The sequence below is a fragment of the Solibacillus merdavium genome, assembly GCF_014836935.1.
Taxonomy (GTDB): domain Bacteria; phylum Bacillota; class Bacilli; order Bacillales_A; family Planococcaceae; genus Solibacillus; species Solibacillus ferritrahens.
The window spans coordinates 187,291-199,203 of sequence record NZ_JACSPW010000001.1 but is presented as its reverse complement, the minus strand read 5'-3'; the positions used below and the strand labels follow the sequence as shown (position 1 = coordinate 199,203).

Sequence of the window (11,913 nt, the reverse complement as noted above, 5' to 3'; positions counted from 1 at the left end):
TTACCAGTGAAAATCAAACGAATGAACGAAATCAATTTCTTTACCTTATACTAGTTTAAGCTTTTCCATCGCCAGAGCCAACCCATCTTCATCTACGTGTGCCGTTATCATTGATGCGGCTTCCTTCGCCTTTTTATGACCATTCCCCATTGCGACACTTTGAGGGAATTCCGAAAGCATTTCGATGTCATTAAGCCCATCCCCAAAAGTTACAATCTGTTCTTCTGAAAAACCGGTATACTCCAGCAATTTTTTAATACCATTTGCCTTGGATCCCCCTTTTGGCAACATATCGCATGAAAGTGGATGCCATCGAACGAATTGTACTTCAGGAAACTGTTGTTCATAAATAGGCTGTTCCTGTTCATTTATAAAAATTAAAGTTTGATAGACTGGCGTATGCAAATAATAATTTGCATCAATTTGTGGATATGGAAAATAAAGTGTAGCCAGGCTTTGCTCGATACTCTCATAATCACCTTCCGTGGCAATCATTTCTTTCTCATTAAGAAAAACGAATGGATGATTTCTTTGTGAACCAAATTTTAAAATAGTCGCTAACATTTCATTTACAATTTGGTTGGTATAAATAACTTCACCTTTATAAACGACATATTGACCATTGAACGTCACATATGTATCAATCTGTAGTTCTTCCAATATATCTTTTATCATAAATGGAGCACGACCTGTTGCAATAGCGATTTCATGACCTTTTTCGCGCGCTTTGAGAATCGCTTCTTTTGCAGAATTCGGCAATTTTTTTTCGGAATTGTACAGCGTGCCATCTACATCAAAAAATAATAATCTTTTCAACTTAAATTCTCCTTTATTTTCAAAGACCCTTTACAGAAATCTGAATATTTAGTATAATGAGGTAGAGGAGTGATGACCTATGTTAAAACGTCTCAAAAGGAAATGGCGGGAACGATTAAAAGGCATCCTCGGTAAAAAATTAATTGCCTAAACACTTCATTGATTGGCGCGCCCTATTTAAGGACGTGCCATTTTTTTATTTTTATTCAATCAGTATGTTCATGTATTTGATGGGCTTTTCTTTATTTTAAAGGACTCCCATGATAATATAAAGGAAATGCATTTTTCTACTTATTAGAAATGCAGTAATAATGTTCGTAATTAAAGGAGAGTAACTATGATTTACAAAGTTTATTATCAAGAAAACATTACTGAGATTCCAGTTCGCGAAAACACAAAAACTCTTTATTTAGAGGCGTCATCTGAGCGTGAAGTACGTCACTATTTAAAAGACCGAAATTACAATATTGAACTTGTTCAACTTCTAGAAGGCAACTATTTAGAATATGAACAAAATAGCCCTAATTTCCGTCTGGAGAACGCTTAATTGTTATGAAATTCGTTAAGAATGATCAAGCGGCTGTATTCGCACTCGGCGGACTGGGCGAAATCGGCAAAAACACATATGCAGTACAATTCCAAGATGAAATCATTTTAATTGACGCAGGTATTAAATTCCCTGAGGACGACTTACTTGGAATTGACTACGTAATTCCAGACTATACGTACTTAGTTCGAAACGTAGACAAAATTAAAGGCTTATTTATAACACATGGTCACGAAGATCATATTGGCGGTATTCCTTATTTATTGCGTCAAGTTAATATCCCTGTTTATGGTGGAAAGCTTGCATTGGGACTGCTTCGCAACAAATTGGATGAACATGGCTTATTACGCTCTACAAAATTAATCGAATTCAAAGAAGACGATGTTATTAAATTCCGTAAAACAGCCGTAAGTTTCTTCCGTACGACACATAGTATTCCCGATGCATATGGTGTAGTCGTTAAAACACCACCAGGTAATATTGTGCATACAGGCGACTTTAAGTTTGACTTTACTCCGGTTGGCGAGCCTGCCAACTTAACAAGAATGGCCGAAATTGGTCGCGATGGTGTACTTTGTTTACTTTCAGATAGTACAAATGCCGAAAAAACGGATTTTACAATGTCAGAGCGTACTGTCGGGAAAAGCATTGACGAAATTTTCCGTAAAGTTGATGGTCGCATTATTTTTGCGACATTTGCTTCGAATATTCACCGTCTGCAGCAAGCGACAGATGCAGCTGTAAAATATGGTCGTAAAATTGCCGTTTTCGGACGTTCAATGGATAACGCCATTACTATCGGCCGTGAATTAGGATATATTACTGCACCAAAAGAAACTTTTATCGATGTGCAAAGCTTAAATCGTTTACCTGCAAATGAAGTAATGATTTTATGTACAGGTTCTCAAGGTGAGCCAATGGCAGCTTTATCACGTATTGCCAACGGAACACACCGTCAAATTCAAATTCAGCCTGGTGATACAGTTGTATTCTCTTCTTCTCCAGTACCAGGAAATACGATGAGCGTAAACAAAATTATTAACTTATTATTCCGTGCTGGTGCTGAAGTTATCCACGGTGCATTAAATAATATTCATACTTCAGGTCACGGCTCGCAGCAAGAACAAAAACTAATGTTACGTTTAATGAAGCCAAAATTCTTTATGCCAATTCACGGTGAATACCGTATGTTAAAAATTCATACAGAATTGGCGGAAGCTTGTGAAGTACCATTAGAAAACTCATTCCTTATGGAAAATGGTGATGTATTGGCATTGAGTGCAAATGAAGCACATGTTGCCGGTCGCATTCCTTCAGGTGATGTGTATATTGATGGAAATGGGATTGGAGATATCGGAAATATCGTATTGCGAGATCGCCGTATTCTTTCTGAGGAAGGTTTAGTTATCGTTGTTGTAAGTGTTGATATGGCGAAAAACAAAATCGTTTCTGGTCCGGATATTATTTCTCGAGGATTTGTTTATATGCGTGAATCAGGCATGATGATTAACGAAGCACAAAAAATGTTGAATTATCATTTAAATAGCACGATTCAGGAAAAAGATACACAATGGAATGATTTGAAAAACGAAATTACGGACGTATTGGGCCCTTATTTATACGAAAAGACAAAACGTCGCCCTATGATTTTACCAATTATAATGGAAGTATAATTAAAATTGGTAAAGTCACCAAAATAGTTTTTCCATAAAAAATACCCGCTTACTTATTGTAGGCGGGCATTTTTTTATTTGATTTTTTGATTTAAGTAACTGCTACTTTTGAATAACTTTCTTCACAAAGCGATTTATATCAACATCCGCACCAATCATCAGTAGAATATCCCCTACTTCAATACGCTCAGTCGCTGCTGGAGAAATCATAATTTCATCGCCACGTGTAATGCCTACAATATTCACACCGTATTTTGCGCGTACATCCAGCTCAATCAACGAATTACCAGCTATTTTTTCATTCGCTTTAATTTCCATAATCGAGTGCTCGCTGGAAATCTCCAAATAATCAAGTACACTATTCGACATCATATTGTTAGCAATACGAATGCCCATATCCCGTTCCGGATGCACAACAAAATCAGCACCTATTTTACGTAGCACTTTTTCGTGATAATCATTTTGTGCTTTAACAGTGATTTGAGCTACACCCAGCTCTTTTAAAATAAGGGTCGTTAGAATACTTGATTGAATATCTTCGCCAATTGCTACAATAACATGTTCGAAATTCCAGAGTCCTAGTGATTTAATTGTTTCTTCCTCTGTCGTATCTGCTACTACTGATTGAGTGGCAATACGGGCATATTCATCGACACGTTCACTATCTGTATCGATAGCCATTACATTCGCCCCTTGTTTAACCAGTTCGCGAACAATACTCCCACCAAATCGCCCTAATCCTATTACTACAAACTCTTTTTTCATTGTCTCTCCTCCGAACATCCTGTTGCCATCATTTTAACTTATAAAAATGTATATTGTCATTAAATAATACGCTCAATTTTTCCTTGCAGGGATTTTGTCGCTAGAGCTCCAGCGTGATAGAAGCGCAATTTCTGTTGTTGATCGAATAAATAATAGGCTGGTACAATTTTATTTCCAAACCTATCGCTAATGATAAGTTCATTATCTAGGTGAATAGGGTAATTTATACCTAATTGCTTTACTTTTCGCCTTACTAATTCAGAAGTAAAGTCGAGCTCTTCCCTTGGCATATGAATCGCTTGAATATTTAATTTGTCACTGAAAATATTACCAATAATATTCAATTTCTCTATGGATTGTTCACATTGCGAACAACTCATTGCCCAAAAATAAATTAATGTCGGCATATCCGATAGCTCATTCATATTTTTTTTATTAATAATTTTTGTTGCCCCGCTTAGCGAAGGCATTATTGTCCGAATTCTCAATCGCATCCTCCTCGCTGTAACATATGTAAAGGAGTTTTTTTCTGTACCGAACAAATGTCCAGTAACTAAACAAATAATATCTTTCATTTCACAAATACACTTGAAAATCCCCGTATATTATGTATAATTATTATTATTTTCGTAAACTAAAAGTTTTGTAATAGTAAACTTCCTTACTGGATGTTTATCATATGTAAACTCAATCGATTAATGGATAAGGAGCGTGACAATATGCAAATCGGAACCAAGATTAAAGCGTTACGCATAAAAAAGGGTCTAACCCAGGAAGAGCTTGGAGAACGTACTGATTTAACAAAAGGCTATATCTCACAATTAGAACGGGATTTAAACTCACCTTCAATTGAAACATTATTCAACTTATTGGAAGTTCTCGGGTGCTCGCCACGGGACTTTTTTGATGATGAGCAAAAAAACGAAAAAATTGTATTTACAAAAGATGATCAAACTAGTTTTACCGACCATGATAAAAACTATGAAATTGAATGGCTGATTCCTACATCAAATGAAAAGGAAATGGAACCTGTATTTATTACCTTACAAAAGGATGCGGAATTTAAATCATTCGAACCATCATTAGCGGAAACATTTATTTATGTAGTAAAAGGGCGAATCCGTGTTGTTCTCGGAAACGACGAATATATCGCAAGTGAAGGAAATGCTGTTTATTACGAAGCATCTTCCAACCATCAAATTTTTAATGCGCATAATGGGATAACAAAGTTACTCCTTGTCGCAACTCAATCTTACTTATAAATCAGGAGGCTACTTAAATGAATAACACGATTATTCGCTTTGAAAATGTTACAAAATCATATGATGACGGTACAGTTGTCTTAAAAAATATTAACTTCGAACTAGAGCGTGGTAAGTTCTACACATTACTCGGTCCATCCGGATGTGGTAAAACAACTATTTTACGTATTATTGCTGGTTTTACTGATGCTTCAACAGGTGATGTATTTTTTAATGGGAAACGTATGAATGATGTACCGGCAAATGAACGCCAAGTAAATACTGTATTCCAGGATTATGCGCTATTCCCTCACTTAAATGTGTTTGAAAATGTGGCATTTGGCTTACGTATTAAAAAAGTGAAAGAAACAGAAATAAATGACCGAGTGCAAGAGGCATTAAAATTCGTCAATTTAGCAGGCTATGGCAACCGTGAAATTTCAGAGATGTCCGGTGGTCAACGTCAACGTGTCGCTATCGCACGTGCTATCGTTAATGATCCGGAAGTTATTTTATTAGATGAGCCATTATCAGCACTCGATTTAAAATTACGTACAGAAATGCAGTATGAGTTACGTGAATTACAGCAGCGATTGGGTAAAACATTCATTTTTGTTACACATGACCAGGAAGAAGCTTTGGCAATGAGTGATGAAATTTTTGTTCTTTCTAATGGGGAAATTAAACAATCGGGAACTCCAGTAGATATTTATGATGAGCCAATTAACCGTTTTGTAGCAGACTTTATCGGAGAGTCCAACATTGTAGATGGATTAATGATTGAAGACTATAAAGTTCGATTCGCTGGAAAAGAGTTTGAGTGTGTAGACGGTGGGATGAAGCCAAACGAAAAAATTGACGTTGTCATTCGTCCGGAGGATTTGGAAATCACAACACCGGAAAACGGCAAGTTAATTGTTACCGTTGATACTCAATTATTCCGAGGTGTTCATTACGAATTATCAACGTATGATCAGGACGGAAATGAATGGTTAGTCCACTCATTGAAAAAAGCGGATGTTGGAGCAGAAATTGGATTGGACTTTGATCCTGAAGCTATTCACGTTATGCGATTAAATGAGACAGAAGCGGACTTCGACAAACGTTTGGAAGCATATGGGGACGAAGATTATGAATAAGACAGCAAAAGGCCCGTTAATTCCCTATATTTTTTGGATTTTATTATTCGTTATTGCACCAATTGCGTTAATCGTTTATTATTCTGTTCTTGATTTGAATGGCAACTTCACTTTAACCAACTACGCAAAATTTTTTACACCTGTTTATTTAAAAATGACATTGAGCAGCTTCTGGTATGCATTTCTGATTACGCTATTTACGTTGTTATTTGCCTACCCTACTGCTTACTTATTAACAAAAACGAAACATAAGCAATTATGGCTTATGCTCATTATCATTCCATCTTGGATTAACCTGCTCTTAAAAACTTATGCATTCATCGGTATTTTTGGTTTATATGGCCCTATTAATGCAATGATTGAAGTGTTTGGTTTTAACCCAAAGCAAATTTTATTTACAGACTTTAGTTTTGTTTTCGTATCGGTATATATTTTCATTCCATTTATGATAATTCCGATTTTCAATTCATTGGACAAAATGAATCCATCGTTAATCTATGCCGCACGTGATTTAGGTGCATCTAGCTGGACAACCTTCCGCCGAGTTATTTTCCCATTAACAATTGATGGCGTAAAATCAGGTATTCAGGTTACCTTTATTCCGGCTTTATCTTTGTTCATGATTACACGTTTAATCGCCGGAAATCAAGTCATTACTTTAGGTACTGCCATCGAGCAGCAATTCCTTGTATCTCAAAACTGGGGAATGGGTTCAACAATTGCCGTATTCTTAATTCTATTTATGGTTCTTACAATGTTATTTACTAGACAAAAATCAAAAGGAGGACGCGTTTAATGAAAAAATTATCAGCTATGTCGAAAATGTATTTAATTTTCGTATTCGCGGTCCTTTATGCTCCGATATTTTATTTAATTTTTTACTCATTCAATAGCGGTGGCAGTATGAATAATTTCGAATCGTTCACACTGGAGCATTACGCAGCAGTATTCGAAGATTCAAGGTTAATCATTATTTTACTTAACACTGTACTCGTTGCCCTTTTATCAGGCTTAATTGCAACAATCATCGGAACACTGGGAGCTATTGGTATTGTTTCAATAAAAGATAAGAAAATGCGTAATACATTACTTTCATTAAATAATGTTCTTATCGTTTCACCGGATGTTGTGATCGGGGCAAGTTTCCTCATTTTATTTACAATGATTGGTGTAAAATTAGGGTTTGCTTCTGTTTTAGTATCGCATGTCGCATTTAGTGTACCGATTGTGGTGCTCATGGTTTTACCAAAATTACTTGAAATGAATACATCATTAATTGATGCTGCAAGAGATCTAGGAGCGACAAAACGCGATGTATTGATGCGTGTTATTCTACCTTACATTTCACCTGGTATTTTCGCAGGGTTTTTTATGGCCTTAACGTATTCGCTAGATGATTTTGCAGTTACTTTCTTTGTTACAGGTAATGGGTTTAGTACATTGTCGGTAGAAATCTACTCAATGGCCCGTGCCGGAATTTCCTTGACGATCAATGCTATTTCAGGATTGGTATTTGCTGTGACGGTCTTAATCGTTATTGGGTATTATTTCATTAACAAACGTTCAAAATCAGTAGCAACGGGGGGACATCGATGAGAGATTTAATTCAAGCAACAGTTGCCATAGTCATTGTTTGTGCCCTTCTGTTTGTTGCAGTGGACCGTATGCAGTCTGCCGGGTCTGCTGGAAGCAAGGATACATTAACAGTGTATAACTGGGGCGAATATATCGATCCAGAGTTAATCGATAAATTCGAAGAAGAAACAGGTATTAAAGTAACGTACGAAACATTTGATTCAAATGAAGCCATGTTAACAAAAGTACAGCAAGGGGGCTCGGCATATGATATTGCTGTTCCTTCCGAGTATACAATTGAATCGATGAAGGATGATGACTTACTGATTCCAATCGATCATAGTTTAGTACCGAATTTGCAAAATATTAACGAAGACTTTTTAGATTTACCGTTTGATCCCGGCAATGAATACTCCATACCATATTTCTGGGGCACGGTTGGAATTGTATATAACCCTAATCTCATCGAGGACCATTTAACGTTCGAATCTTGGGATGATCTATGGGACCCTTCATTGGAAAGAAAAATATTTTTAGTGGATGGCTCGCGGGAAGTAATCGGTATGGGGCTTAACTCAATCGGCCATTCCCTAAACGTGAAAGATGACAAGTTGCTGCGTGAAGCTACAGATAATTTAATCAAGCTTTCTCCAAACATTAAGGCAATTATTGGCGATGAAATTACACCGCTTATGATTAATAACGAAGCCTCAGTAGCACTTACATTCTCGGGGCAAGCTGCAGATATGATGTGGGAAAATGAAGAATTGGAATTTGCTGTTCCACAGGAAGGTTCCAACTTATGGTTTGATAATATGGTTATTCCTAAAACTTCAAAGAATATTGAAGGTGCACATAAATTCATTAACTTTATGTTAGATGCAGAAAATGCTGCTCAAAATACTGACTATGTTGGATATTCATCACCAAATGAAGCAGCTTGGGAGCTATTGGATGAAGAAGTAGTAGATGATGAACGCTTCTACCCTTCACATGAGCAACGAGAAAAGTTGGAAGTATACGAAAATCTAGGGCTTGAATGGCTAGGGAAATATAACGAATACTTCTTGGAATTTAAAATGAGTTTTTAAAAAATTTAGGGCAGCCTAAAAGTCAATTTAATCCTGACTTTTGGCTGCCCCATTTTTATAACTTATGTATAATTCGTCGATCAAGACAATCATTTTCTTCATCCCAAATCATATGAATTTCAAATGTCCCTGGCTCGAAAAAGTAATCGAAACGGACCTGTATATCTTCCTGCATCGGATAGTTTTTTGCTTCACTAATTTTTACCCACTCCAATATCCCTTCTTCACATGTTTTGATCAGCTCCCCTGTAAAATCATCAGTCCAGTAATTATAAATAATAAAATGATCTTTTTTTACTTCATTTGTATAATGGGAAATCCCTTTAAATGTTAAAGAATGTACATCCAACCCTGTCTCCTCTTTTACTTCACGAATGGCCCCTTGCGCAAAACCTTCCGGAAAATCCACTTTGCCACCTGGAGGTATGTAGCCTTTAAAATGATCATGCTGACGATTGAGCAACAGTACTTTATCCTCTTTTTGTACCATCACAACTGTCCAAAATTTATAATTCATAAGCTACCTCTTTTCAATTATTCTATATTTATTTTGGCAATATTCAGGTAAATTTTCAATATATAATATCCTTCAAAGGATTGATGTATTTTATCGTGAAAGTTTGTACAATATGGTATGCTATTGGAAATATATATTTCCGTAACCGAAATATTTAAATAGGAAGGCTGGCTTTATATGACACAACAATCGAATAAATTGGCTCTTTATTTATTAATGTTTAATATGTTTATTACAATGGGTGGGATTGGTATTATTGTCCCTGTTATGCCGGCTTATTTGCAATTATTCGGTGTTGGGGGACAAGTCCTTGGATTTTTAATTGCAGGGTTTGCACTTGCCCAGTTTCTACTTTCACCGATTGCAGGGGATTTATCGGATCGGCATGGTCGAAAAATGTTCATTATAGCAGGTTTAATCGTCTATGGCTGCGCTCAAATTTTATTTGGACTTGCCACTGAAGTATGGGTATTGTTTTTATCACGTTTTTTAAGTGGTGCCGGCGCGGCGTTTATTATGCCTCCTATTATGGCCTTTGTAGCCGATATAACAACCCACGAAGAACGCGGTAAAGGAATGGGCATGATTGGAGCAGCTATGTCTTTAGGCTTTATGATTGGGCCAGGTATCGGCGGGTTTTTATCAAATGTAAATTTAACGTTTCCATTTTTCTTAGCCGGAGTTGTTGCATTTATTGCAGCCACTTTATCAGCTTTATATTTACCAAACATTAAAAATAGCCAGGCAGTTTTAGCTCCAAGAGAAAACTTATCAAAGCAATTAGTTAAATCAGTAAAAACCTCCTATTTCGTCTTTTTAATAGTCGTCTTTACATTTAGTTTTGGAATATCAAATTTCCAAGCGACTTTAACGCTATATTTAGATAATAAGTTTGGCTACACACCTGGTGAAATAGCGATAATATTAACTGTTGGCGGCTTTGCAGGTGTTGTATTGCAAATGTATGTTGTCAACAAATTATTTAAGCGTTTCGGGGAAGTAAAAGTTATTTTAGTAAACTTGCTCCTGGCTGCAGTGACTATGCTGTTGTTTATTTATATTAGTGGTTTCTTCATAATTTTAGTTGTTGCTACCTTATTCTCGATCGCTACAACCTTTATTCGTCCGGCAGTTAATACGCTCATTTCAAAACTTGCCGGTAATGAACAAGGGTTTGCAGCTGGTATGAATAACGCGTATATGAGTCTAGGCAATATGTTCGGACCTGCACTTGCAGGCGTTCTTTTCGATTGGAACCGTAATTCTCCTTATATTTTGGGAGCAGTCGTTTTAATTGGTTGCTTCATGCTTGCCTATATGTGGACAGCAAAAAAAGCTCCACATTTGCTGAAAGCCTCCACAGATTGAAAAAGGGATGACCAGGAAAATTCCTGGCATCCCTTTTACTTTATTAAACTCTTAACGTTGTCGCAAAAATTGTTCTACAAATCTACAATTGAGTGGGATTAACGATTCATCCGGCACCATTTTCGCATGATGAAGGCCATATGATGAATTTGCCCCAGTCCAAAACATCGCACCTGGTATATCCTTTATAAAATAACCAAAATCCTCACCTGTCATCGCTGCAGGACATTCATATGCTATAGCGCCGTCGAATTGTTCGGCAAACTGAAGCAGTGCATTCGCACAATCGGTATCATTATTTACTTCATAATACATCGAGCCATAATCAATTGAAACAGCGCATTCAAATGCTGCTTCAATACCTGCACAAATTGCCTCAATACGTCGTTTCACCTCTGCCATTGCGTCTGCATTCAATGTTCGAATAGTACCTTCCAACCGCGCATTTTCAGCAATTACATTTTGTACTGTGCCGGCTGTCATTTTTCCTACCGTAATAACTGCACTATCCATCGGGTCAACATTCCGGCTAATAACTGTTTGGAGCTGCAAAAGTAAATTCGCCGCTGCAATTGTCATATCTCGTGTCTTATGTGGGTAGGCTGCATGCCCGCCAATACCTTTTAAATCGATGAATAGCTCAGACGTATTCGCAAATAATAGTTCTGGCTTAGTCGCAATGGTCCCTACAGGATACTCAGGAGCAATATGCAGTGCATAGATTTCATCGGCAACAAGCAGTGGGTGTTCGGCTCTTAACCACTCAAGCATCGGTTCTGCTCCCCCTGGTCCTTCCTCTGCCGGCTGAAAATAGATTACGACATTCTGTATTGGAGGCTGTTTTGAAAAAGCTTCAACTAAACCAAGCGCAATCGCCATATGACAATCATGTCCACAGGCATGCATATACCCTCCAAACTCCGAAGAAAACGGTAATCCCGTTTCCTCCTGTACTGGAAGCCCATCAATATCTGTTCGCCAACCGATTAGTTTTGTTGGATTCGTTCCTTTTATATAAACGACGATACCCGTTTTCCACGTTGTGATTTGCAGATATTGTTGATTTAAGCTTGAAATGAACTGCAATAAATAGCTTTGTGTTTTGAATTCCTTAAATCCTATTTCCGGAATTTTATGTAGGTCCCGTCTTATATCAATGAGATGGCTCATAACACCCTACC

General features: G+C 37.0%; 13 protein-coding genes. 8 read left to right on the top strand and 5 right to left on the bottom strand.

Features of this window, described 5'->3' with window-relative positions; all coding sequences use genetic code 11:
* Positions 1 to 45: 45 nt before the first annotated feature.
* Positions 46 to 816 carry a Cof-type HAD-IIB family hydrolase gene (locus tag H9632_RS00845; protein WP_191702240.1) on the bottom strand — a complete coding sequence of 257 codons (771 nt, stop codon included), beginning with the start codon at positions 814 to 816 and terminating at the stop codon, positions 46 to 48.
* Between the two features lie 337 nt (positions 817 to 1,153).
* Between H9632_RS00845 and H9632_RS00840 the strand changes: the two genes are divergently transcribed.
* Both H9632_RS00840 and rnjA read left to right on the top strand, forming a co-directional pair.
* Positions 1,154 to 1,363 (top strand): DNA-dependent RNA polymerase subunit epsilon, encoded by a 210-nt coding sequence (locus H9632_RS00840; protein WP_191698555.1) that lies wholly within the window; start codon positions 1,154 to 1,156, stop codon positions 1,361 to 1,363.
* Between the two features lie 5 nt (positions 1,364 to 1,368).
* The gene (rnjA, locus tag H9632_RS00835) at positions 1,369 to 3,036 is read left to right on the top strand and encodes a ribonuclease J1 (RefSeq protein WP_191702239.1); all 1,668 of its coding nucleotides are present in this window, start codon (positions 1,369 to 1,371) and stop codon (positions 3,034 to 3,036) included.
* A gap of 102 nt (positions 3,037 to 3,138) precedes the next feature.
* On the opposite strand, the gene H9632_RS00830 is transcribed toward rnjA, so the two are convergent.
* Together H9632_RS00830 and H9632_RS00825 are read right to left on the bottom strand one after the other, a co-directional pair.
* A complete protein-coding gene (locus H9632_RS00830) occupies positions 3,139 to 3,801 on the bottom strand; it encodes a potassium channel family protein (protein WP_191702238.1) in 663 nt (220 codons plus the stop codon).
* A 59-nt stretch (positions 3,802 to 3,860) separates the two neighbouring features.
* Entirely contained in the window at positions 3,861 to 4,289 is a 429-nt protein-coding gene (locus tag H9632_RS00825) for a TlpA family protein disulfide reductase (protein ID WP_191702237.1), read from the bottom strand.
* A 231-nt stretch (positions 4,290 to 4,520) separates the two neighbouring features.
* Here H9632_RS00825 and H9632_RS00820 point away from each other — a divergent pair, with 231 nt between their 5' ends.
* The 5 genes from H9632_RS00820 to H9632_RS00800 are packed head-to-tail and all read left to right on the top strand — an operon-like array spanning position 4,521 to position 8,847.
* Positions 4,521 to 5,063: a helix-turn-helix domain-containing protein gene (locus H9632_RS00820; protein WP_191702236.1), complete on the top strand. Its 543-nt coding sequence runs from the start codon at positions 4,521 to 4,523 to the stop codon at positions 5,061 to 5,063.
* A gap of 17 nt (positions 5,064 to 5,080) precedes the next feature.
* Complete coding sequence (locus tag H9632_RS00815; protein WP_191702235.1) at positions 5,081 to 6,181, top strand: ABC transporter ATP-binding protein; 1,101 nt, start codon at positions 5,081 to 5,083, stop codon at positions 6,179 to 6,181.
* Complete coding sequence (locus H9632_RS00810; RefSeq protein ID WP_191702624.1) at positions 6,171 to 6,977, top strand: ABC transporter permease; 807 nt, start codon at positions 6,171 to 6,173, stop codon at positions 6,975 to 6,977. The genes H9632_RS00815 and H9632_RS00810 overlap by 11 nt, the downstream gene beginning before the upstream one ends.
* Positions 6,977 to 7,777, top strand: a complete 801-nt coding sequence (locus H9632_RS00805; protein ID WP_191702234.1) for an ABC transporter permease — start codon at positions 6,977 to 6,979, stop codon at positions 7,775 to 7,777. The genes H9632_RS00810 and H9632_RS00805 overlap by 1 nt, the downstream gene beginning before the upstream one ends.
* Entirely contained in the window at positions 7,774 to 8,847 is a 1,074-nt protein-coding gene (locus tag H9632_RS00800) for an ABC transporter substrate-binding protein (protein ID WP_191702233.1), read from the top strand. The genes H9632_RS00805 and H9632_RS00800 overlap by 4 nt, the downstream gene beginning before the upstream one ends.
* 55 nt (positions 8,848 to 8,902) lie before the next feature.
* On the opposite strand, the gene H9632_RS00795 is transcribed toward H9632_RS00800, so the two are convergent.
* Entirely contained in the window at positions 8,903 to 9,364 is a 462-nt protein-coding gene (locus H9632_RS00795; protein WP_191702232.1) for an 8-oxo-dGTP diphosphatase, read from the bottom strand.
* A 177-nt stretch (positions 9,365 to 9,541) separates the two neighbouring features.
* Here H9632_RS00795 and H9632_RS00790 point away from each other — a divergent pair, with 177 nt between their 5' ends.
* Positions 9,542 to 10,732 (top strand): MFS transporter, encoded by a 1,191-nt coding sequence (locus H9632_RS00790; protein ID WP_191702231.1) that lies wholly within the window; start codon positions 9,542 to 9,544, stop codon positions 10,730 to 10,732.
* A gap of 51 nt (positions 10,733 to 10,783) precedes the next feature.
* On the opposite strand, the gene H9632_RS00785 is transcribed toward H9632_RS00790, so the two are convergent.
* Positions 10,784 to 11,902: an N-acetyldiaminopimelate deacetylase gene (locus H9632_RS00785; protein ID WP_191702230.1), complete on the bottom strand. Its 1,119-nt coding sequence runs from the start codon at positions 11,900 to 11,902 to the stop codon at positions 10,784 to 10,786.
* Positions 11,903 to 11,913: the final 11 nt, after the last annotated feature.